We start from the raw sequence: 21,217 nt of genomic DNA, 5'->3' as shown, positions 1-21,217 counted from the left end.
CCCCTCCCCGCGCAGCCGCGGACATCCTGCTCGATCCTACGGACCTGCCTTAACGGGCCGCGCGTTGACCGAAATGGACAGTCCGCGCAAACCGGTCGGAGGCCTGACTGGAGTGCTTTCCGGAGCCTCCGATGGGTTACCGTGGGGTATGTGAACGTCGAAGTAACCCCACTGCCGGGAATCGGCGTCCGTAAGGACTTCGCCATCGGCAACGGCCGCCGGGTCGGCGTCGTGACCCAGCGAGACGGCAAGATCGAGCTGATCGTGTCGAAGTCCGACGATCCCGACGCGTGCCTGGCTTCGTTGCCACTCACCGCCGAGGAGGCGGGCGCACTCGCGAACCTGCTGGGTGCGCCCCAGCTGGTCGCGCAGCTGACCGAAGAGCACCGGGAACTTCCCGGCATCAACACCAAGCAGCTGCCGATCCGGAGCGGTTCGCCGTTCGACGGCCGCACGCTCGGGGACGCCGCCATCCGCACCCGCACCGGCGTGTCGGTGGTCGCAGTGATGCGCGCGGGACAGGTCCATCCCTCGCCGACACCGGACTTCACCTTCACGGCAGGTGATCTCCTGGTCGCTGTCGGCACCGCGGAAGGACTCGAGTCCGTCATCAAGATCCTCAAGCACGGCTGAGTACGTGGATCACACAGCACTCGAACTCATCGAACTGGGCGCGGTCTTCTTCGCGCTGGGCGCGCTCGGCAGGCTGGCAGGACGGATCGGGCTCTCCCCGATCCCCCTCTACCTGGTCGGCGGCCTGTTCTTCGGCCAGGGCGGCGTGGTCCCGCTCGGCGACATCGGTGAGTTCACCCAGCTGGCAGGCGAGATCGGTGTCGTCCTGCTGCTGTTGCTGTTGGGTCTGGAGTACTCCGCCGCCGAGCTGTTCACCGGGCTGAAACGCTCGTGGATGGCAGGCCTGCTCGACATCGTGCTCAACGCGGCACCGGGCGCCGCGGTGGCGCTGCTGCTGGGCTGGGGCCCGGTCGGCGCGCTGGTGATGGCCGGTGTCACCTACATCTCATCGTCGGGGATCATCGCGAAGGTCCTCGGCGACCTGGGCAGGCTCGGTAACCGCGAGACGCCGGTGGTGCTGTCGGTGCTCGTGTTCGAGGACCTGGCGATGGCCCTCTACCTGCCGATCCTGACCGCGGTACTGGGCGGCATCAGCTTCCTCGGCGGCCTGCAGGCGGTCGGGATCTCGCTGGCCGTGATCACGGTCGTGCTCGTGGTGGCGCTGCGCTACGGCCGCTTCGTCTCCGCGCTGGTCGACAGCGAGGACCGCGAGGTCTTCCTGCTCAAGGTGCTCGGCGCCGCGTTGCTGGTGGCCGGGTTCGCCTCGGCGCTGCAGGTGTCGGCCGCGGTGGGCGCGTTCCTGCTCGGCATCGCGATCTCCGGGTCGACGGCCGAGAACGCGACGCGCCTGCTGGAGCCGCTGCGCGACGTGTTCGCCGCCGTGTTCTTCGTGGTCTTCGGCCTCAACACCAATCCGGCCTCGATCCCGCCCGTGCTGGTCTGGGCGGTCGCGCTGGCCGTGGTGACGACGCTGACCAAGGTCATCACCGGCTGGTGGGCCGCGCGGCGCGCGGGCATCGGCAGACTGGGCCAGGCCCGCGCCGGCGCCGCGCTGGTGGCCAGGGGCGAGTTCTCGATCGTCATCGCCGGGCTCGCGGTGACCGCGGGCGCCGTCGACGGCGAACTCGCCGCGCTGGCCACCGCCTACGTGCTGCTGATGGCCGTGCTCGGCCCCATCGCGGCGCGCGTGGTGGAGCCGGTGGCGCGAGCGCTGCAACGCCGCACGGCGAGCATCACGCAGGCGGCCACCGACACCCCGTAGGTCCGATCAGAGGCCGACGGCGCGGTAGAGACCACCGACCTCGGCGCGGTTGAGCGGGCGCAGCGCGCCCTGTTTGGACGTGCCGAGCTGCACGTCGCCCACCGCGGTGCGCACGAGCTTGCGCACGGGGTGGCCGACCTCGGCCAGCAGACGCCGCACGATGTGCTTGCGTCCCTCGTGCAGCACGACCTCGACCAGCGTGCGGCCGGGGCGCTCGTCCTTGACGCGGAACTCGTCGGCCTTCGCGGGGCCGTCCTCGAGCTCTACCCCGGCCCGCAGCCGCTTGCCGAGCCCGCGCGGCACGGAGCCGTCGACTTCGGCGAGGTAGGTCTTGGTCACGTGGTACGAGGGGTGCATGAGCCGGTGTGCGAGGTCACCGTCGTTGGTGAGCAGCAGCAGGCCCTCGGTCTCGGCGTCGAGCCTGCCGACGTGGAAGAGCCGCTCGCGCCGCTCACGCACGTAGTCGCCGACGCAGGGCCTGCCCTGGTCGTCGGTCATCGTGCTGTGCACGCCCTTGGGCTTGTTGAACGCGAAGTACACGAGGTCGTCCCGCACGATCACGCGCAGGCCGTCGACGTGAATCACGGCGTTGTCGGGATCCACGCGGCGGCCCTGCTCGCGCACGACCTCGCCGTCGACGCTCACCCGGCCCCGTGCGATCAGGTCCTCGGATGCGCGGCGCGAGGCCACGCCCGCCTGTGCGAGCACCTTCTGCAGGCGCACGCCTTGGGGTTGGTCAGATGTCATCGATCGAGTCCACCTCGGGCAACAGCGGAGCGATCGGGGGCAGGTCGTTCAGCGACGACAGGCCCAGCCGCTCCAGGAACAGTTCGGTCGTCACGTACAGCGTGCCACCCGTCTCGGGATCGGTGCCGGACTCCTCGATGAGTCCACGGGTGACCAGCGTGCGGATCACGCCGTCGACGTTGACCCCGCGGACGGCGGCCACGCGCGAGCGGGTCACCGGCTGACGGTAGGCGATCACGGCCAGCGTCTCCAGCGCCGCCCGCGTCAGCTTGGAGCGCTGCCCGTCGAGCAGCATCTTCTCGACGAACGGCGCGTAGGTGTCGCGGGTGTAGAACCGCCAGCCCTCGCCGACGCGCCGCAGGTCGATGCCGCTGGAGCGGTCGGCGTAGTCACCGGCCATGGAGCGCAGGGTCTCGGTGACCCGGTCGACGGGCTGGTCGACGGCACCGGCGAGCACCTCTTCGTCCACCGGGGTGTCCACCACGAGCAGCAGCGCCTCGAGCGCCGAGACGAGCGTGTCGTAGGCCGCGACGTCGGGCAGCGTCCGGTCGGCGGCGAGGGTGGCCAGGTCGGTGTCCACGGCCGGTTCCGCGTCCACCGGGAGCACGTCGTCACTGTCACTCATCGCGTCGACGGCCGTCAGGTCGTCGAGGTCCACCGGCGCGGGCTCCCGAGTGGTTTCGGCGCCTCCGGCCCGGTCGTCCCGTTCGGCGGGAGCAAGGGCGTCGATACTCGGTTCCTCCGCGGCCGGGCCGGTCGGCGACGTGCCGTCCCCGAGCGCACCCGGTTCCCCGGCACCCTCGGCCGGGTCGCCCGGCTCCAGTGCCGGAGCGCTTCCGTCGCCGAGAGCATCCGGTTCCTCGACACCGACCTCATCGCCGCCCGGCTCCTGGACGGCCTCGTCGCGAGGCTCGCTCGGCGCCTCGTCGTCCGGTGCCTCGACGGCCGACGCGGCCTGCGGCTCGTCGGCAGGCTCGATCCCGGCCGTCGGTCCGGTGCCTTCGGTGTGTGGCTCGCTCACCCGTACTCCTCGTCCTCCACGTCGACGGCGCGGTCACGCTCCGCCTCGGCGGCCGCCTCGTCGACACTCCCGCCGGTCCAGCGCACGTGCAGCTCGGCGAGCGCCTCGGACTGGTCGAACTGGACCGTCGACTCCCGGTACAGCTCCAGCAACGCCAGGAACCGGGCGACCACCTCGAGGGTGTGCTCGCAGTCGGACACCAGCTCGCTGAAGGTCGCCAGCCCCGTCTCGGCCAGCCGCAGCCGCAGCACGGCCGCGTGCTCGCGCACCGACACCTTCCCGGCGTGGATGTGGTCCAGCGACACGGTCGGCGGCGGCTTCGGCTTGAACACCGTCAGCGCGAGGTCGGCGAACTTCTCCGGCGTCACCCCGAGCATCACCTCGGGCAGCAGCCCCAGGTAGCGCTCCTCCAGCGACACCGACCGCGGGTAGCGCCGCAGCGCCCCGGCCTCGAGCTCGGCGAACAACGCCGCCACCTGCTTGTACGCCCGGTACTGCAGCACGCGCGCGAACAGCAGGTCCCTGGCCTCCAGCAGCGCCAGGTCGTCCTCGTCCTCGACGTCGGCGGCGGGCAGCAACCGCGCAGCCTTGAGGTCGAGCAGGGTGGCCGCGATGACCAGGAACTCCGTGACCTCGTCCAGGTCCCATTCCGCGCCCAGGGTGCGGGTGTAGGCGATGAAGTCGTCGGTGACCCGGTGCAACGCCACCTCGGTGACGTCGAGCTGGTGCTGCGAGATCAGCTGCAGCAGCAGGTCGAACGGTCCCTCGAAGTTGGCGAGGCGAACCTTGAACCGGGACGCCGAACCGCCGTCCTCGGGTGTGTCCGGGTCGGGCACCTCGGGGGCGGGCTGGGGCGCGGGCCCCTCGCTCATCAGTTGCTGGCTTCCTCACCGAGCTGGCCGTCCCGCAGCCTGCGCACCAGTACGGAGTCCTCACCGTGCTGGTCGAAGTCGGCGAGCAGCACGGCGACCGCCTCGCGGACGAGCCTGCCCCTGTCGACGGCGAGGTCGTGCGAGCCACGCAGCGTCAGGCGCGCGTGCTCCATCGCCAGCAACTCGTCGCCGGAGACGTAGACCGTGATCTTGGAGTCGTGTTTCTGCCTGCCGGTGCCCCGTCGCGCGGCGGCCGAGCGGGCCAGCTGCCGCTCGCTCGACGCCGGCGCCGAACCGGAGCCAGCGGACCTGCGCCCGGCGGCGTTGCCGGTCCCGTTGCCGGCGCCGTTGCCACTGCCGTTCCCGGGTGTCTCGGTGTCGCGGGCCGCCGCGGGCTCCTCGACGACCGGGCTGTCCGCGAACACCGGACTGCTCGTCCGGCGGAAGAGCTCGGACGCGCCAGGCAGGGAAGCTCGCCTGCTCACCGAGCGATCACCTCACGGGCCAGCTGGCGGTACGCCGCCGCACCGGCCGACCGCGGAGCCCAGCGAGTGATCGGCTCGCCGGCCACGGTGGTCTCCGGGAATCGCACGGTGCGGTTGATCACCGTGTCGAACACGGTGTCCCCGAATGCCTCCACCACGCGCGCCATGACCTCCTTCGAATGCAGGGTTCTCGGATCGAACATGGTGGCGAGAATCCCGGTGATGTCCAGTTTGGGGTTGAGCCGCTCGCGCACCTTCTCGATGGTGTCGATCAGCAACGCCACGCCACGCAGGCTGAAGAACTCGCACTCCAGCGGGATGATCACGCCGTCGGCCGCGGTGAGCGCGTTGACGGTGAGCAGCCCGAGCGACGGCTGGCAGTCGACTAGAACATAGTCGTACTGGTCCATCACGGGTCGCAGCACCCTCAGCAACGTGTGCTCACGCCCCACCTCGGCCACCAGCTGCACCTCGGCGGCCGAGAGGTCGATGTTGCTCGGCAGCAGGTCCACGTTCTCGACGCGGGTCTTGCGGACGACGCCCTCGATCTCCACGGAGCGTTCCATGATCACGTTGTAGACCGTCTGGTCCAGCTCGTGCGGCTGGATGCCGAGGCCCACGGACAGGGCACCCTGAGGGTCGAAGTCCACGAGCAGCACGCGCCGGCCGTACTCGGCCAGCGCGGCGCCGAGGTTGATCGTGGAAGTGGTTTTGCCGACGCCGCCCTTCTGGTTGCACATGGCGACGATCTGGGCGGGCCCGTGGCGGTCCAGCAGCGGGGGCTCTGGGATCTCCCTGCGCGGACGGCCGGTCGGGCCGAGCTTGTTCTTGGCGTCCTTGCCGTTCGGCTCCTCCGGCGCGGTCACGTCGTACTCCCCACTATCGCCGCCGGTCTCGGTCGCGATGCTCACCTGGCTGAGATGGTCTGGAACGCGCCGTGCCGGTTGCTGGGATGTCGACATGTGGCGAAAGCTCCTATTCGGCCATGGACGGCGCCAGCCTATTCGGGCACGTAGATCACGGCCAAAGCGGCTCGCCGGGCGCGAACGGAGTACTTTCCGCCGGTCAGCCGAACGCCCGGGGATGGGCAGTCGCGTAAACCTCACGCAGAGTATTCACCGTTATCAGAGTGTAAACCTGCGTGGTCGTGACCGACGCGTGCCCCAGCAGTTCCTGCACCACCCGCACGTCGGCGCCACCTTCGATGAGGTGCGTCGCGAAGGAGTGGCGCAGTGTGTGCGGCGAGACGGTCGACGCGAGCCCGGCCCGCTCTGCGTTGGTCTTGAGCACCTGCCACGCACTCTGCCGCGACAGCCTGCCGCCGCGCGCGTTGAGGAACACCGCGGCTGTGCCCCTGCCCCTGCTCGCGAGCGCGGGCCGGGCCCGCACGAGATAGGCGTCGAGCGCCTCGAGCGCGGGCCTGCCGACGGGGACCAGCCGCTGGTGCCCGCCCTTGCCGTCGAGCAGCACCGTGCGCTGGTCGTGGTCGATGTCGTCGAGGTCGAGCCCCACGGCCTCGGAGATGCGGGCTCCGCTCGAGTAGAGCAGTTCCAGCAGCGCACGGTCGCGCAGCGGCCGCTCCCCCTCGGTGGCGGGCAGGTCGAGCAGCCGCAGCACGTCGTGCACCGGCAGCGCCTTGGGCAGCCGCCGTGCCGGGGCGGGCGGCTTGACGTCGCGGGCCGGGTTCTGCTCGGTGATGCCGTCGGCGTGGGCGAAGCGGTGCAGGCCCCGCACGGCCACGAGGGCCCGCGCCGCCGACGACGCGGCGAGCGGCCGGTGCTCGTCGTCGCCCTCGCGCAGCGCCATCCCGAACTCGGTGATGTGCTCGGGCCCGACCGCGGCCAGATCGGTGACTCCGGCGCGGTCCAGGTGCGCCGCGTAGCGCCGCAAGTCGCGCGTGTAGCTCTCGACGGTGTTGCGCGCGGTTCCGCGCTCCACGACGAGGTGGTCGAGGTAGGCGCGCACCACCCCGGCCACCGGCGCACGACCCCCGGTCACCATGCGGTCACTGTAGACTCGCGGCCCGAAACCTCCGGTAACGTGGGAATATGCGGGGCGATTCCGACCCGGAAATCCTGCGCATCGGCACCGCTGAGCGCGAGGAAGCGTGCCGCCTGCTCAGCGACCACCTCTCCGCGGGCAGGCTCCAACCCCTGGAGTACGAGGACCGCGTCACCACGGCGCTGGCCGCACACACCAGGGCCGACATCCGGCCGTTGTTCGCCGACCTTCCCGCGCCACGGCCCGTGTTCCTGGTGCCGCCGCTGCAGCCGTGGCCCGACCTCCCGCCTGCGCCGCCGGTGATCGAGCCCGCGCCGTCGGAACGTTCCTACGTCGTCGCGGGCCTGCTCCAGATCGTGCTCCCGTTCGGCTCCGGCCGTTTCTACACCGGGCACACCGAACTGGCGGTGGCCCAGCTGCTCGTCACGCTGTTCACGCTCGGTGTCGGCGCCGTCTGGCCACTGATCGACGGCATCATGTTGCTGATCAACGGCGGCACCGACGCGCAGGGACGCCCGCTGCGCGAGTGAGCTCAGCGCGCCCGGGCGGCGAACGACGTCGGCCGGTCGCGCCACGGCGCGTCCGCGGGCCGCGACTGCTCGGCCCCGCTGAGCACCGCCTGCGCGGCGAGCACCCCGGACACGGTGGCGCCGTTGACGATCTCGCCCGCCAGCGCCATGCGCACGGCCTCGGTCAGCGGGACCTTGGCGATCACCAGGTCCGCCTCCTCGTCGCCGTGGACCTCGCGCGGCACCGGGGTCAGCTCACGCGCGAGGAACACCCGCACCACCTCGTCGGTGAAGCCCGGCGAGGCGGCCACGTCCACGAGCGTGTCCCAGCGCCGCGCCGCGAGGCCCGCCTCCTCGACCAGCTCGCGGCTCGCCGTCTCGAGCAGGTCCTCGCCGTCCGTGTCCAGCAGGCCCGCGGGCAGCTCCCACAGCCGGTCGCGCAGCGGATGCCGGTACTGGTGCACGAGCGTCACGGCGCCGTCGTCGTCCACCGCGCACACGGCCACCGCGCCGAGGTGCTCCACCACCTCACGACGTGCGGTGCCGCCACCGGGCATCACGATCTCGTCCACCCGCAGGCCGACGACACGTCCGATGTGGACGTCCTCAGAGGACGCCACCGTGAACTCGTGGGAGCCGGGCTCGCTCATCGCGCACCCACGGACGAGGCCTCTGGCAGCTCCACCGGCAGCCGCTCGGCGGTGCGGTAGGCCACCACCGCGCGCACGAACGCGTCGAACAGCGGATGCGGCCTCGTCGGCCTGCTCTTGAGCTCGGGGTGCGCCTGGGTACCGACGAAGAAGGGGTGCTCCTTCTTGGGCAGCTCCACGAACTCCACGAGCCGGTCGTCGGGCGAGAGGCCGGAGAACACGAGTCCCGCGTCGGCGAGCCGCTTGCGGTAGGCGTTGTTGACCTCGTAGCGGTGCCGGTGCCGCTCGGAGACCTCGCGGCTGCCGTAGGCCTCCGCCACCTGGGAGCCCGCCACCAGCTTGGCCGGGTAGGCGCCGAGGCGCATGGTGCCGCCCATGTCGCGGTCGCCGGCCACGACGTCCTTCTGGTCGGCCATCGTGGAGATCACGGGGTTGGCGGTGGTCTCGTCGAACTCGGCGGAGTTGGCGTCGGTGATACCGGCGAGATTGCGCGCGGCCTCGATCACCATGCACTGCAGGCCCAGACACAGGCCCAGCACGGGGATCTTGCGCGTGCGGGCGTAGTTGATGACGCCGATCTTGCCCTCGATGCCGCGCACGCCGAAGCCACCGGGCACGAGCACGCCGTCCACACCGGACAGCGCCGCGGCCGCACCGGCCGGGGTGGTGGCCTCGTCGGAGGCGACCCAGACGATCTCCACCTTCGCCCGGTGGGCGAAGCCGCCCGCGCGCAGCGCCTCGGTCACCGACAGGTAGGCGTCCGGCAGGTCGACGTACTTGCCGACCAGCGCGATCCGGACCGTCTCCGTGGGGTTGTGCACGCGGCCGAGCAGATCGCCCCACACGGTCCAGTCGACGTCGCGGAAGGGCAGGCCGAGCCTGCGCACCACGTAGGCGTCGAGCGCCTCGCCGTGCAGCACCTTCGGGATGTCGTAGATCGACGGAGCGTCCGGGCAGGCGATGACGGCCTCGGTGTCCACGTCGCACATCAGGCCGATCTTGCGCTTGAGGTCCTCGGAGAGGTCCCGGTCGGCGCGGCAGACCAGCGCGTCGGGCTGGATGCCGATGTTGCGCAGCGCGGCGACGGAGTGCTGCGTGGGCTTGGTCTTCAGCTCGCCGGACGGCGCGAGGTAGGGCACGAGCGACACGTGCAGGAAGAAGCAGTTGTCCCTGCCGACGTCGTGGCGCACCTGGCGGCAGGCCTCGAGGAAGGGCAGCGACTCGATGTCGCCGACCGTGCCGCCGACCTCGGTGATCACCACGTCGGGGCGCAGTCCGGTGCCGTCCGACTCGGCGACGGCCATGATGCGCGACTTGATCTCGTCGGTGATGTGCGGGATCACCTGCACGGTGTCACCGAGGTACTCGCCGCGACGCTCCTTGGCGATCACGGTGGAGTACACCTGTCCCGTGGTCACGTTCGCGGACCCGGACAGGTCGCGGTCGAGGAATCGCTCGTAGTGACCGATGTCGAGATCCGTCTCGGCGCCGTCCTCGGTGACGAAGACCTCGCCGTGCTGGAACGGGTTCATCGTTCCTGGATCGACGTTGAGGTAGGGGTCGAGCTTCTGCATCGTGACCCGGAGCCCACGAGAGGTGAGGAGCTGACCCAGGCTGGAGGCGGTGAGCCCCTTACCCAGAGAGGAGGCGACGCCTCCGGTGACAAAGACGTACTTGGTTGTCCGCGGCTGAAGTCCCACGGGCTTCCACCTTATCCCACCCCCCGGCGAACGCGCGCGAGCCTCACCCACACCGCGTGGCGGCCCCTGTGCCACAGTGGTGACGTGCCCGAGCAAAACTCCTGGACAGCGCCGGTTGCCGGGGACAAGATCGATGCCACGATCCGCGTCCCGGGCTCGAAGTCGATCACCAATCGCGCCTACGTCCTCGCCGCGCTATCGGCCGAGCCGACGCTCGTGCGCGATCCCCTCGACTCACGCGACGCCCGCCTCATGCTCGCCGCGCTGGCCGAACTGGGGGCCACCTCGGAGCACACCGCCGACGGCGTGCTGGTGCACCCGCTGACGCCGGGTGAGGGCGAGGTGTCGATCGCGCTGGGCAACGCGGGCACGGTGGCCCGGTTCACGCCCGCTCTGGCCGCGCTCGGCGCGCGCACCGTCCACTTCGACGGCGACGCCGCCATCCGCCGCCGCCCGGTCGCCCCTCTGCTGACGGCGCTGCGCGCACTCGGCACCGACCTCGATGACGACGGCAGGGGCGCCCCTCCGTTCACGATCCGGGGCAGCGGCGGACTGCCCGGCGGCGAGGTGGAGCTGGACTCCTCGGCGTCGAGCCAGTTCCTCTCCGCCCTGCTGCTGGCGGCGCCCGCGTTCAGTTCGGGCGTCACTGTGCGGCTGGTCGGCACGGCCCCGAGCGAGCCGCACATCGCGATGACGCTGGACATGCTGCGCCGGTTCGGCGCCGCGCCGGAACGCGATCGCGACCGGTTCCACGTCCCGCCCGCGTCGCTGTCGTTGGCCGACTACACCGTCGAGCCGGACCTGTCCACGGCCGCGCCGTTCGTGGTCGCGCCGCTGCTGGCGGGTGGCACGGTGCGCATCGCGGGCTGGCCGCGAGAGACGACCCAGCCCGGCGACTGGTTGCGCAGCCTGGTGCGGGAGCTCGGCGCCGAGGTGACGCTCGACGACTCCGGGCTCACGGTGACGGGCACCGGCAGGCTGCCGGGCGCCCGGTTCGACCTGCACGAAGTCGGTGAGCTGACGCCGGTGATCGCGGCGCTGTTGTGCTTCGCCGACGCGCCGTCGGAGATCTCCGGCGTCGCGCACCTGCGCGGGCACGAGACCGACCGGCTGGCCGCGCTGGCCACGGAGCTCACCGCGCTCGGCGGAGACGTCAGCGAGACCGAGGACGGCCTGCGCATCACGCCCGCCCCCCTGCACGCGGGCGTGTTCCACACCTACGACGACCACCGGCTCGTGATGGCGGGCGCGGTGCTCGGACTGCGGGTCGCGGGCGTCGAGGTGGAGAACCCCGCGACGGTCGGCAAGACCTTCCCCGGCTTCGTCGAGGCCTGGCACGCGCTGCTCGATCCCGCGTAATCTGCGCTCATCCGGGTCCCTGCCGAGGAGGCACGGTATGAGCGCACCACCGACCGGAAGACTCATCCGCACCGAGCGCGGCTACGACCTCCTGCTCACCAGGGCGCTGAAGGATCCACTCGCCGAGGTCTGGGCGAGCGTCACCGAGCCGGAGCGGACCGCACGATGGTTCGGACCGTGGGAGGGCGAGGGCGGCGCGGGCACCACCGTCCGGGTGCACCTGACCGCCGAGGACGGCGAACCGCCCGCGGAGGTCCGCATCGACGCCTGCGACGCGCCACACCACCTCGCCGTGACGATGAGCGACGAGTCCGGAGGGTGGCGCCTGGAGCTGCACCTCACCGAGCACGAGGGCACGACGGCGCTGCAGTTCACCCACCACCTTGACTCTCTCGACGGGCTCGGCGAGATCGGTCCGGGCTGGGAGTTCTACCTCGACCGGCTCGTAGCCGCCGTGGACGACACGCCACTGCCGGGCTTCGACGAGTACTACCCGGCGCAGAAGGCCTACTACGAGGCCGAACCGGGGCTCTGACGGCCGCCGAGCTCGCGTGCGGTCTCGGCGTCGGGCACGGTCACGATCAGCTCGTCGTGGCACACCCCGGGCGCGGTCCGGTCGAGCAGGATCCGCAGGCCGTGCTCGCCGCGCCGCGCACACACGAACTGGCGCGTTCCGGCCCCCAGGCCCCACGTGCCGATCTTGAGCAGTCCGCTGACGACGAGCCCGCACCTGCCGCCTCTCGCTGCGGCCAGCGGCCTGTCGAGCGGCGAGACCTCCAGCACGGCGGCAAGGGGAACGCTCAGGCCGCCGTGCGCGGCGAACAGCCGCTCCCAGGGAGCGAGCCGCACGACCAGGTCCTCGCCCTCGATCCGCACCGACGCCATGCCGACCCACCTCCCCGCAAGAATCCGACGGGGAGAACGTTACCAGATTTGGAAATGGTCGCCGGAGGTCACTGACCTTCCTGGTTGACGCCCGGCGCCGGGCCCTGCGCGTTGCCCGCGACGCCGTAGCGCCCGGAGTTGCCCTCGAGCTGCTCGCGCAGCGCGAGAATCGTCACCACGCGGCCCGCGGCGCTGTCGACGTTGTCCACAGTGGACAGCACGGACGTCATCGACGTGTCGGAGCGCGCGACGCCCACCGCGCCGGCGCCCTCGGCCGAGGCCGGATCGCCCGCGAGCACCACGCCCGCGCCCGAGCGGTCGAGCTGCGCGGCCATCCTCGCCAGCGTCGCGGCGCGGTCACCCGCACCGTCGCCGTCGGCCTTGCCGCCCGTCAGCACCACCGCGAGCTGCCCGGGGCGCACGTCCTGGCTCGGCTTGATGAAACCGCCGTCGGTGAGCCCGCCCATCGCGGCGGCCAGCTCGGCGCCGGAGGACTGCGGCTCGGCGGAGTCCTTGTCCAGCATCAGCACCGAACCGAGCAGCGCACCGGCGAGCGTGCCGGGGTCGCCCGCGGTCGGGAACTGGGCACCGGCGGGCTGCAGCCTGGTCACGACCTCACGCAGCTGGTCGGCCTTGGACGGGTCGGCGAAGGCGTCGGTCAGCTGCACCTCGCCGGTCACCGAGGCACCCGACTTGCCGATCAGCTCCTTGAGCGCGTCGCGGTCCGTCGGCCGGGCGTCGGCGGTGGTCACGAGCACCACCGAGCGCTTGTCGAGTGCGCCGGAGACGACCTTGCCGCCGACCGAGCCCGCGAAGGCGTCGGCGTCGGCCAGCCTGGCGTCGAGCGCGTTGCGCTCCGACTCCAGGTCACTGACCTGTTTGGTCAGATCGCCCCGCTCGTCGGCGAGCCCGGACAGCAACGACCCGTTCAGCGCGGTCGAACCGAGCACGACGCCGATCGCGAGGGCGAGGAAGGCCGCGGCGATCGAGACGATGTGGTACCGCAGAGAAATCACGTGAAGAGCCCCTTGACCCAGCTTGTGAACGAGTTCCAGGTGTCGCGAACCCAGTCGAGGTAGACGCTGCCGACGTCGGACACCAGCAGCGCCGCGATCACGACCACGATCGCGGCGAGCACCAGCAGCACCACGGCACCGAGCGACACCCTGGCGCGGTGCAGGGTCGCCACGGCCTTGCCGTCGACGAGCTTGGTGCCGAGCTTGAGCCGCGTGAGGAAGGTGGACGGGTTCGACCCGGACCGGCCGTGGTCGAGGAACTCCCGCAGCGTGGCCTGGAATCCGACCGTCACGACCAGCCCTGCGTCGTGGGTGTCGGCCAGCAGCAGTGCGAGGTCCTCGGCATTACCGGAGGCGGGGAACGTCACCGCACCGATGCCCAGGTCCTGGATTCGCTGGACTCCGGGAGCGTGCCCGTCGGGCTGCGCGGGCACCACGACCTCACCGCCGGTCTTGAGCGTGTCGGCCTCGATCCCGTTCGGGTCGCCGACGACCACGTCGGGGGTGTAGCCGTGGGCGCGCAGCGTGTCGGCGCCGGCATCCACGCCGATCAGCACCGGCCGGTGCTCGGCGATATATTTCTTCAGCCCGCGCAGGTCCTCGGCGTGCCCGTTGCCGGGCGCGACGACCAGCACGTGCCGGTCGCGCAGGGAGATCCGCAGGTCGGGAACACCGACGCCGTCAAGGATCAGCGTGCGCTCGCGGCGCAGGAACTCGATGGTGTTCGCCGAGAACGCCTCGAGCTGGGTGGACATGCCCGCCTTGGCCTCGATCATCTGGTCGGCGATGCTGTCCCTGGTCTGCACGGTGCCCGAGGCCACCCGGTTCTCACCGGAGTAGACGACGCCCTCGTGCACCCGCACCCGGCTGCCGTCCTTGATTCGCCGGATCACCTCACCGCCGACGTTGTCGATCAGCGGGATTCCTTCGCCCACAAGGATTTCCGGACCCAGATTGGGGAACCTGCCCGAAATGGACGGTGCCGCGTTGACGACGGCGGCTACCCCTGCCTCGACGAGCGCGTCGGCGGTGGCGCGGTCGAGGTCCACCTCGTCCAGAACGGCGATCTCACCGGGCCCGAGCTTGCGCAGCAGCTCACGCGTGCGTCGGTCGACCCTGGCGACTCCACTCACGCCGGGCAACGCCTCTTTGGTTCGTGCGAGCAGACCGGTGAGTTTCATGAGCCGATAGTGACAAACGGGCGCGCCAAAACTCTGCCGACACTCCGGGACGCTGTCGGCAATTACCGGGCACTGTGTCGTGATCCACAGCGGACGGTCAGGACTTCTTTGCGCCCCCGGACTTCTTCTTCGCACCGCGCGACGAGCGCGCCTTTGTCACCGTTTCGGGTGTCTTTTTAAAGGTTTCGGCCGCGCTCAGTAGTTCTTCGGCGTGTGCGCGACCCGTTTCGGTGCCGTCGAGCCCGGCGAGCATCCGCGCCAGCTCCGCTACGCGGTCGGACTGGGCGAGCACTTGGACGCCGCTGCGGGTGACGCCACCGGAGGTTCCCTTGTCCACCACCAGATGCTGGTCGGCGAACGCGGCGACCTGGGGCAGGTGGGTGACCACGAGGACCTGGTGGCTGCGCGCCAGTTTCGCCAGCCGCCTGCCGATCTCCACGGCCGCGCGGCCGCCGACCCCGGCGTCCACCTCGTCGAAGACCAGGGTGCCGACCGTGTCGGCGTGGGCGAGCACCACCTCGATGGCGAGCATGACGCGCGAGAGCTCACCACCGGACGCGGCCTTGTGCACGGGCAGGGGCGGAGCACCGTTGTGGGCCTTGAGCAGCAGCTCGACCTCGTCGACACCCTCCGAGCCCGCGTGCACCTCCTCGCCACCCACGCGCAGCGCGTGCGGATCGCCCGCCTCGGCGGGCCTGCTGCGCACGGTGATCTCGATCTCGGCCTGCCCCATCGCGAGGCCTGCCAGCTCGGCGGTGATCTCGCCAGCCAGTTCCTTGGCCGCCGCGATCCGCGCCGCGGTGACGGTGGCGGCGTGCCCGGACAGCTCGTTCGCCAGCTCGTCCCTGCGGGCCGCGAGCTGCGCGAGCGCCTCGTCGGAGGTGTCCATCGTCTCCAGCCGCTGGCGTGCGTCGTCCGCCCACGCGAGCACGCCGTCGACGTCGGCCGCGTACTTGCGCGTGAGCTTCTTCAGCTCGGCCTGCCTGGCCAGTATCCGCTCGAGCCGCTCGGGGTCGGCGTCGAGCGAGTCGAGGTAGGTGGTGAGTTCGGCGCCGATGTCGCCCAGCAGCACGGCGGCCTCGGCGATCCGCGGCTCCAGTTCGGTGAGCACGGTGTCCTCGGAGCCCGCCAGCCTGCGCCTGGCCTCGGCGAGCAGTCCGAGCGCACCGGGGACGTCGGGGTCGCCCTCGGCGGAGCCGGACACGGCTGTGCTCGCCGCGCTCGCCGCGGCACGCAGCTCGTCGACCGCGGCGAGGCGCTTCACCTGCTGGGTGAGGTCGGTGTCCTCTCCGGGGGCGGGTTCGACGGCCTCGATCTCGGTGAGCCCGTGGCGCAGCATGTCGGCCTGTTGCGCGAGCTCGCGCGAACGACTGGAACGCTCACTCAGCTCCGTGGCGACGGCGATCCACTCGTCGCGCACCCGCTGGTAGTCCGCGAGCGGAGCGGCGACGGACTCCCCGGCGAACCGGTCGATCACGGCGCGCTGCTCGGCGGCCCGCAGCAGCCGCAGCTGGTCGTTCTGACCGTGCACGGCCAGCATCTGCTCGGACAGGTCGGCGAGCACCCCTACCGGCACGGAACGCCCTCCGAGGTGCGCACGGGAGCGCCCGTCGGGGCTCACCGACCGCAGCGCGATGACGCTGCTGTCCTCGTCGACATCGGCACCGGCGTCGGCGACGATCCTCGTCGCCTGCTCGGCGGTGACGTTCTCGAACCTGCCCTCGACGGTGGCCTTGCCCGCACCGGTCCTGACCTTGGACGCCTCCGCGCGACCACCCGAGAGCAGGTGGAGCCCGGTGACGACCATGGTCTTGCCCGCACCCGTCTCACCGGTCACCACGGTGAATCCCGGGTGCAGTTCGAGCAGGGCGTCCTCGATGACTCCGAGGCCCTGGATACGCATCTCGGCCAGCACGACACCACCGTAGCGGCCGCCACCGACAACCGGGCGACTCGGACTCGATCAGAACGACTCGGCGTCGCGCTTGCCCCGGCGATCGTGGCGCTCGCGCCAGCTCTTCACCGGCAGCGCGAACTTGTGCACGAGCCGGTCGGTGAACGGGCCGTCCCACAGGTGGGCCAGCCGCACCGGGACCGAGCCAGCGACGACCCTCACCCGCATTCCCGGCTCGAGCTCGACGTGCCGCAGCCCGTCGCACGTGAGCACAGCGGGCGAGCCGTCGGGATCGACCTGCACGGTGATCACCGACGAGCGCGACACCACGAGCGGCCGGGAGAACATCGCGTGCGCGTTGCTGGGCACCACCAGCAGCGCCTCGACGTCGGGCCACACCACGGGGCCGCCCGCCGAGAACGCGTACGCGGTGGAGCCGGTGGGCGTGGAACACAGCACGCCGTCGCAGCCGAACGACGACACCGGCCTGCCGTCGACCTCGATGAGCGCGTCGAGGATGCGCTCGCGGGAGGACTTCTCCACGCTCGCCTCGTTGAGCGCCCAGGTTTCGGCGATCGGCTTTCCGTCGAGGGTCACGGCGACGTCGATGGTCATCCGTTCCTCGATGCGGTAGCGGCCCGCCACCACGCGGTCGACGGTGTCGGCGAGGGCGTCGGAGTCGGCCTCGGTGAGGAACCCGACGCGGCCGAGGTTGACGCCGAGCACCGGCACGCCGGCCGGCCTGGCGAGTTCGGCGGCCCGCAGCAGCGTCCCGTCGCCGCCCAGCACGAGCACCAGCTCGACGCCCTTGGCGGGGTTCTCCTCCGGCGCGACGACCGTGCACGGCATGTCGGCGTCCTCGGGTTCGACGAGGCGGCGGACCTCCTCGTCGATGACGCGCAGCCAGATCCCGGCCGCGGCGAGCCGCACCGCGACCTCTCTGGCCGCTCCTCGCGTCGTGTCGCGGTCTGGGTGGACGACGAGGAGCACCTCGCGCTGCTCGCGTTCTGCGTTCACGACGGCCCTTCCCGGACGGCGGTGCGGACGAGCTCGGCGGGCTCGGCGGTGGTCTCCCCCGCTTCGGCGCGGCGCAGCCACGCGAAGAACTCGACGTTGCCCGACGGGCCCGGCAGCGGGCTGGCCACGACGCCGCGGGCGCTCAGCCCGAGACCCTGTGCCTCGGCGAGCACGTCGAGCACGGCTTCGGCGCGCAGCTCGGGGTCGCGCACCACGCCACCGCTGCCTAGGCGCTCCTTGCCGACCTCGAACTGCGGTTTGACCATCGGCAGCAGGTCGGCGCCCTCACCCGCGCACGCGGCGAGCGCGGGCAGCACAAGGCGCAGCGAGATGAACGAGAGGTCGGCGACGACGACGTCGACCTGGCCGCCGATCACCTCGGGCGTGAGGCTGCGGACGTTGGTCTTGTCGAGTACGACCACGCGGTCGTCGGTCTGCAGCCGCCAGTCGAGCAGTCCGCGCCCCACGTCGGCGGCGACGACGGTCCGGGCGCCCTTGCGGAGCAGGACGTCGGTGAATCCCCCGGTGGAGGCGCCTGCGTCGAGACAGCGCCGTCCACTCACCGAGAGCCCCTGCGGCTCGAACGCTTCCAGCGCACCGAGCAGCTTGTGGGCTCCGCGCGAAGCCCAGCCGGGGTCGTCGGCGGTCTTGACGACGATGGCGGCGTCGGCTTCCACGCTGGTGGCGGCCTTGCGGGCGACCATGCCGCGAACGGTCACCTTGCCGTCACCGATGAGCGAGCTGGCGTGTTCCCGTGACCTGGCGAGCCCTCGGCGGACGAGCTCGGCATCCAGGCGGGCCCTGCGAGGCACCGCTAGACCTTGTCGATGCTGGACAACGCCACGGCCAGCTCCGTGTGCACCGCGTCGAAACGCTCGACGTGCTCGGCCGGGGGCAGTGCGTCGAGCTCGTCGAGCCCGGCGATGGCCTCCTCGATACCGGCCCTGGGGTCCGTGTCCTGCCGTGCGGGCCCCGGCACGCCGGGAGGCGGGCCCGGAACCGGCCGCGGTACGGGGTTCGTCTGTTCCTGCACCCCTCAACGCTATCCGATCTGGCCGAGCAACGGCGGAGGCGTCAGGTCAGGCCGAGCTCCGCGAGCGCGCCCGCCGAGGCGTCGTCACCCTCGCGCACCGCCGTGATCTCGTGCCGCCACGCCGCGGCGCACAGCGTCCGCAGCAACTCGAGCGAGTCGTGCCCGCCGTCGGAGGTGACCACGAGTGCGGCATCGCCCGGTTCCACGCGCCAGCCGGGGCGGGGACCGATCTCCAGCTCATCGGCCTTGCCGTCGAGTCCGGTGAGGTCGGCGGACAGGTAGCGGGGACGCTCGGCGGGGATCGCCGCGAGCAGGCTCGCCGGCGTCGCGACCCCGGTGAGCACCACGAGCGAGTCGACCTCGGCCGCGACGGCTCCGGCGATGTCGGTGTCCAGTCGGTCGCCGACCACCAGCGGGCTGGTCGCGCCTGCCGATTCGGCCGCCGCCAGGAACAGGGGCGGTTGCGGCTTGCCCGCGACGATCGGCTCGCGGTCCGTGGCCGCCTTCAGCGCGGCGACCATGGATCCGTTGCCCGGCAGCAGGCCCCGTTCGGTGGGCAGGGTCGCGTCGGTGTTACTCGCGACCCACAGCGCGCCGCCGCGGATGGCGATGCAGGCCTCCGCGAGGTCGGCCCAGCCGGTCTTGGGCGAATGCCCCTGCACGACGGCCGCGACGTCGTCGCCCGCCTTGCGCACCGAACGCAGGCCGCCGCCGTCGACCTCGGCGGCCAGCGCACCCGCGCCCACCACGAGTACGACCGCGCCCTCGGGCAGATGCTCGCGGAGCACTCTGGCCGCGGCCTGGGCACTCGTCAGCACCTCGTCGACGTCGGCGGCGACGCCGAGCGAGCGCAGGTGCTCGGCGACGGCGTCAGGCGCTTTGGAGGCGTTGTTGGTGACGAACCGGATCCGAGTCCCGCGCTCGCGCGCCGAGGCGATGGCCTCGGCGGCGTGCGGGATCGGCTGCGGGCCGTGGTAAACGGTGCCGTCGAGATCGAGCAGAACGGCGTCGTGCCGGTCGAGCAGCGCCGCGTCAGTCACCGGCCAGCTCCGCGGCACGCTCGGCGGCGTCCGTCTCGTCCTCGCTGTCGGCCTCCGCGGTGTGCAGGAACCAGCGGATGGCTTCCTCTTCGCGCCCGGCCGCGGCCAGGTTGTCTGCGTAGGCGTAGAAGAGCCGGGCGCTCCACGGCTTCCGGTTCTTGGGGTCCAGGTCGTCGCCCTGCAGCGCCACGACGGCCGCGTCGAGCTGACCGAGGTCACGCCGCGCACCGGCGGCGACGATCCGCAGCTCGATGGCGACCTCCTTCGGCAGGCTCGCGACGTCGGTCTCCTTGGCGATGTCGAGTGCCCGCTCGGGACGGCCGAGTGCACGCTCGGCGTCGGCGATCACGGCGACGTGGGCGTCGGTCCTGGTCATCCTGCGCACGGCGCGCAGTTCCGTGAGCGCCTCGGACCACTTGCCGGCGTGGTAGGCGGCGAGCCCGGCGGCCTCGCGCACGATCGGGATGCGCGACGCCTTCGTCTTCGCGTACTTGGCGTGCGCGAACGCGGTCTCGGGGTCCTCGTCGATCAGTGTGCCCGCGGCGACCAGGTGCCTGCCGATGCGCTCGGCGAGCGCCTTCGGCAACGACCGCAGCTCCCGACGCGCGTCGGGGTCGAGGTCGGAGTACTCGATGCCTTCGGGCAGCTCCGGCGCTTCGAGCAGTTCGCGCGCGACGGCCTCGTCGCCGCGCTCGTCGCCGGGCCGCGCGTCCCGCTTCGGCCGGTCGTCGCGGAAGGAGCGCTCACCGCGCGACTTGTCGTCTCCACCGCGGTAGGAGTCCCGGCCGCGGTTGTCTCCGCTCCGGTCGGAACGATCACCACGGGCCTTGTCTCCGCCGTGGAAGGAACGCTCGCCACGCGACTTGTCCCCACCCTGGCTCGAACGCTCGCCGCGGTACAAGTCGCCACCCCGAGAGGGCCGCTCGTCGCGGGAGCGGTTGTCATCGTTGCGGTAGGGCTTGTCCCCACGAGGCTTGTCGCCACCGCGGAAGGAGCGCTCACCACCGCGGTAGGGACGGTCGCCGCCACGCTTGTCGTCACCGCGGAAGGAGCGATCGTCACGACGCCGATCGTCGCCGCCCCGGTAAGGCCTGTCGCCACGGTTGCGATCGTCGCGGAAGGACCGGTCGCCGCCGCCCTGGAAGGAACGCTTGCCCTGGGGTTTGTCGTCGCTGCGGTAGGAACGCTCGCCACGCGGCCGGCCACGGTCATCGCCGCCGCGGTACGACCGGTCGTCGCCACTCCGGTAGGGACGGTCGCCACGGGACTTGTCGCCGCCCCGGTAAGGCCGATCGCCGCGCGGACGGTCGTCACGGAAGGAACGGTCACCACGGTCGCGGTCATCGCCACCGCGATAGGAACGGTCGCCGCCGCGCCTGTCGTCCCCGCCGCGGTACGGCCGGTCACCACGACTACGGTCGTCGCGATCGCGATAGGGGCGGTCGCCGCGCGGCTTGTCGCCGCCGCGGTAGGTCCGGTCACCACGGCTACGGTCGTCGTTGCGGTCGCGGTAAGGGCGCTCGCCACCACGGCTGCGGTCGTCGCGGTCCCGGGAGGGGCGCTGATCCTTGCCGCGAGGACGGTCGTCTCTGCGGTCGTTGTCGCGCGAACCACCGCGCCGGTCGTCGAAGCGGCCGCCGCCGCGATTCGGACGTCCCTCGCGGTCGTTGCGGTACGAACCGCGGTTGCCCTCATTCCGGCGTTGCGGTCGACCGGACTCGCCGTCGTCCCGTGAGTCGCGCCGACCGAACTCGGACACTTGTCCTCCTACTGAAAACTGCACTCGAACGTAGACATGCTAAAGGCCCGTTAGGGTGGCCATCAGACCAACCCTAACGGGCCTCCAGAAGTTAAGTTCGGCGGTGTCCTACTCTCCCACACCCCCTCGGGTGCAGTACCATCGGCGCTGGTGGGCTTAGCTTCCGGGTTCGGAATGGGACCGGGCGTGACCCCACCGCTATAACCACCGAAAC

Annotated in this window: 23 protein-coding genes and 1 rRNA gene; 6 read left to right on the top strand and 18 right to left on the bottom strand. The window is 71.5% G+C overall.

The annotated features are described in order from the left end of the window. Positions 1 to 150: 150 nt before the first annotated feature. A complete protein-coding gene (locus tag JHE00_RS27250) occupies positions 151 to 633 on the top strand; it encodes a cation:proton antiporter regulatory subunit (protein WP_200323455.1) in 483 nt (160 codons plus the stop codon). A gap of 4 nt (positions 634 to 637) precedes the next feature. After that, positions 638 to 1,834, top strand: coding sequence for a cation:proton antiporter (locus JHE00_RS27245; protein WP_200323453.1), 1,197 nt, complete (start codon positions 638 to 640; stop codon positions 1,832 to 1,834). A gap of 6 nt (positions 1,835 to 1,840) precedes the next feature. Here the strand turns inward: JHE00_RS27245 and JHE00_RS27240 are convergent, their stop codons facing one another. The 6 genes from JHE00_RS27240 to xerD form a co-directional block, all read right to left on the bottom strand. Then, on the bottom strand, positions 1,841 to 2,581 hold the full coding sequence (locus tag JHE00_RS27240; protein WP_200323451.1) for a pseudouridine synthase: 741 nt from the start codon (positions 2,579 to 2,581) through the stop codon (positions 1,841 to 1,843). Then, positions 2,571 to 3,239, bottom strand: coding sequence for an SMC-Scp complex subunit ScpB (gene scpB / locus JHE00_RS27235; protein WP_372440505.1), 669 nt, complete (start codon positions 3,237 to 3,239; stop codon positions 2,571 to 2,573). Before scpB ends, JHE00_RS27240 begins: the two co-directional genes overlap by 11 nt. A gap of 359 nt (positions 3,240 to 3,598) precedes the next feature. Further along, complete coding sequence (locus JHE00_RS27230; RefSeq protein ID WP_200323449.1) at positions 3,599 to 4,474, bottom strand: segregation and condensation protein A; 876 nt, start codon at positions 4,472 to 4,474, stop codon at positions 3,599 to 3,601. Further along, positions 4,474 to 4,959, bottom strand: coding sequence for a cobyrinic acid a,c-diamide synthase (locus JHE00_RS27225; RefSeq protein WP_200323440.1), 486 nt, complete (start codon positions 4,957 to 4,959; stop codon positions 4,474 to 4,476). Before JHE00_RS27225 ends, JHE00_RS27230 begins: the two co-directional genes overlap by 1 nt. Next, positions 4,956 to 5,921, bottom strand: a complete 966-nt coding sequence (locus tag JHE00_RS27220) for a ParA family protein (protein WP_230425059.1) — start codon at positions 5,919 to 5,921, stop codon at positions 4,956 to 4,958. Before JHE00_RS27220 ends, JHE00_RS27225 begins: the two co-directional genes overlap by 4 nt. Before the next feature lie 103 nt (positions 5,922 to 6,024). After that, positions 6,025 to 6,960 (bottom strand): site-specific tyrosine recombinase XerD, encoded by a 936-nt coding sequence (gene xerD / locus JHE00_RS27215; RefSeq protein ID WP_200323438.1) that lies wholly within the window; start codon positions 6,958 to 6,960, stop codon positions 6,025 to 6,027. Between the two features lie 47 nt (positions 6,961 to 7,007). Between xerD and JHE00_RS27210 the strand changes: the two genes are divergently transcribed. Next, on the top strand, positions 7,008 to 7,490 hold the full coding sequence (locus tag JHE00_RS27210; RefSeq protein ID WP_200323436.1) for a DUF1707 domain-containing protein: 483 nt from the start codon (positions 7,008 to 7,010) through the stop codon (positions 7,488 to 7,490). 2 nt (positions 7,491 to 7,492) lie between these two features. On the opposite strand, the gene JHE00_RS27205 is transcribed toward JHE00_RS27210, so the two are convergent. Both JHE00_RS27205 and pyrG read right to left on the bottom strand, forming a co-directional pair. Beyond that, the gene (locus tag JHE00_RS27205; protein ID WP_200323434.1) at positions 7,493 to 8,119 is read right to left on the bottom strand and encodes an NUDIX domain-containing protein; all 627 of its coding nucleotides are present in this window, start codon (positions 8,117 to 8,119) and stop codon (positions 7,493 to 7,495) included. Next, entirely contained in the window at positions 8,116 to 9,819 is a 1,704-nt protein-coding gene (gene pyrG, locus JHE00_RS27200; protein ID WP_200323432.1) for a CTP synthase, read from the bottom strand. The genes JHE00_RS27205 and pyrG overlap by 4 nt, the downstream gene beginning before the upstream one ends. An 84-nt stretch (positions 9,820 to 9,903) precedes the next feature. On the opposite strand from pyrG, the gene aroA reads away from it, so the two are divergent. Further along, the gene (gene aroA / locus JHE00_RS27195) at positions 9,904 to 11,178 is read left to right on the top strand and encodes a 3-phosphoshikimate 1-carboxyvinyltransferase (protein ID WP_200323420.1); all 1,275 of its coding nucleotides are present in this window, start codon (positions 9,904 to 9,906) and stop codon (positions 11,176 to 11,178) included. A gap of 37 nt (positions 11,179 to 11,215) precedes the next feature. Beyond that, positions 11,216 to 11,713 (top strand): SRPBCC family protein, encoded by a 498-nt coding sequence (locus tag JHE00_RS27190; RefSeq protein WP_200323418.1) that lies wholly within the window; start codon positions 11,216 to 11,218, stop codon positions 11,711 to 11,713. On the opposite strand, the gene JHE00_RS27185 is transcribed toward JHE00_RS27190, so the two are convergent. The 9 genes from JHE00_RS27185 to JHE00_RS35295 all read right to left on the bottom strand — a co-directional run bounded on the left by JHE00_RS27185 (position 11,689) and on the right by JHE00_RS35295 (position 20,145). Continuing rightward, on the bottom strand, positions 11,689 to 12,063 hold the full coding sequence (locus JHE00_RS27185) for a hypothetical protein (RefSeq protein ID WP_200323416.1): 375 nt from the start codon (positions 12,061 to 12,063) through the stop codon (positions 11,689 to 11,691). The genes JHE00_RS27190 and JHE00_RS27185 overlap by 25 nt on opposite strands. 68 nt (positions 12,064 to 12,131) lie before the next feature. Next, entirely contained in the window at positions 12,132 to 13,079 is a 948-nt protein-coding gene (locus JHE00_RS27180) for a copper transporter (protein WP_200323414.1), read from the bottom strand. Beyond that, complete coding sequence (gene steA / locus JHE00_RS27175; protein ID WP_200323412.1) at positions 13,076 to 14,260, bottom strand: putative cytokinetic ring protein SteA; 1,185 nt, start codon at positions 14,258 to 14,260, stop codon at positions 13,076 to 13,078. The genes JHE00_RS27180 and steA overlap by 4 nt, the downstream gene beginning before the upstream one ends. A 97-nt stretch (positions 14,261 to 14,357) precedes the next feature. Next, positions 14,358 to 16,175: a DNA repair protein RecN gene (gene recN / locus JHE00_RS27170; protein ID WP_200323410.1), complete on the bottom strand. Its 1,818-nt coding sequence runs from the start codon at positions 16,173 to 16,175 to the stop codon at positions 14,358 to 14,360. Between the two features lie 48 nt (positions 16,176 to 16,223). Further along, positions 16,224 to 17,171, bottom strand: a complete 948-nt coding sequence (locus JHE00_RS27165) for an NAD kinase (RefSeq protein WP_200323400.1) — start codon at positions 17,169 to 17,171, stop codon at positions 16,224 to 16,226. Continuing rightward, positions 17,168 to 17,983 (bottom strand): TlyA family RNA methyltransferase, encoded by an 816-nt coding sequence (locus JHE00_RS27160; RefSeq protein WP_200323392.1) that lies wholly within the window; start codon positions 17,981 to 17,983, stop codon positions 17,168 to 17,170. The genes JHE00_RS27165 and JHE00_RS27160 overlap by 4 nt, the downstream gene beginning before the upstream one ends. Before the next feature lie 2 nt (positions 17,984 to 17,985). Beyond that, entirely contained in the window at positions 17,986 to 18,204 is a 219-nt protein-coding gene (locus tag JHE00_RS27155; RefSeq protein ID WP_200323390.1) for a hypothetical protein, read from the bottom strand. 41 nt (positions 18,205 to 18,245) lie between these two features. After that, positions 18,246 to 19,244, bottom strand: coding sequence for an HAD-IIA family hydrolase (locus JHE00_RS27150; RefSeq protein WP_307832137.1), 999 nt, complete (start codon positions 19,242 to 19,244; stop codon positions 18,246 to 18,248). Next, positions 19,237 to 20,145, bottom strand: a complete 909-nt coding sequence (locus JHE00_RS35295; protein WP_230425058.1) for a tetratricopeptide repeat protein — start codon at positions 20,143 to 20,145, stop codon at positions 19,237 to 19,239. Before JHE00_RS35295 ends, JHE00_RS27150 begins: the two co-directional genes overlap by 8 nt. Here JHE00_RS35295 and JHE00_RS35290 point away from each other — a divergent pair. After that, positions 20,083 to 20,979 (top strand): hypothetical protein, encoded by an 897-nt coding sequence (locus tag JHE00_RS35290; protein ID WP_230425057.1) that lies wholly within the window; start codon positions 20,083 to 20,085, stop codon positions 20,977 to 20,979. The two genes, JHE00_RS35295 and JHE00_RS35290, sit on opposite strands and share 63 nt — an antisense overlap. 119 nt (positions 20,980 to 21,098) lie before the next feature. On the opposite strand, the gene rrf is transcribed toward JHE00_RS35290, so the two are convergent. Then, a 5S ribosomal RNA gene (gene rrf, locus JHE00_RS27140) occupies positions 21,099 to 21,215 on the bottom strand. Between the last annotated feature and the right edge of the window lie 2 nt (positions 21,216 to 21,217).

This window comes from Prauserella cavernicola (assembly GCF_016595675.1).
Taxonomy (GTDB): Bacteria; Actinomycetota; Actinomycetes; order Mycobacteriales; family Pseudonocardiaceae; genus Prauserella_A; species Prauserella_A cavernicola.
Note: the sequence above shows the minus strand (reverse complement) of the source record. Positions and strands in the feature narration are given on the sequence as shown.

Coding starts and splice junctions, on each gene's coding strand:
- JHE00_RS27240 (WP_200323451.1), bottom strand. CDS start 2,581: ATGACATCTGACCAACCCCAAGGCGTGCGCCTGCAGAAGGTGCTCGCA.
- JHE00_RS27220 (WP_230425059.1), bottom strand. CDS start 5,921: ATGTCGACATCCCAGCAACCGGCACGGCGCGTTCCAGACCATCTCAGC.
- JHE00_RS27185 (WP_200323416.1), bottom strand. CDS start 12,063: ATGGCGTCGGTGCGGATCGAGGGCGAGGACCTGGTCGTGCGGCTCGCT.
- xerD (WP_200323438.1), bottom strand. CDS start 6,960: ATGGTGACCGGGGGTCGTGCGCCGGTGGCCGGGGTGGTGCGCGCCTAC.
- JHE00_RS27210 (WP_200323436.1), top strand. CDS start 7,008: ATGCGGGGCGATTCCGACCCGGAAATCCTGCGCATCGGCACCGCTGAG.
- JHE00_RS27190 (WP_200323418.1), top strand. CDS start 11,216: ATGAGCGCACCACCGACCGGAAGACTCATCCGCACCGAGCGCGGCTAC.
- steA (WP_200323412.1), bottom strand. CDS start 14,260: ATGAAACTCACCGGTCTGCTCGCACGAACCAAAGAGGCGTTGCCCGGC.
- JHE00_RS27230 (WP_200323449.1), bottom strand. CDS start 4,474: ATGAGCGAGGGGCCCGCGCCCCAGCCCGCCCCCGAGGTGCCCGACCCG.
- JHE00_RS27205 (WP_200323434.1), bottom strand. CDS start 8,119: ATGAGCGAGCCCGGCTCCCACGAGTTCACGGTGGCGTCCTCTGAGGAC.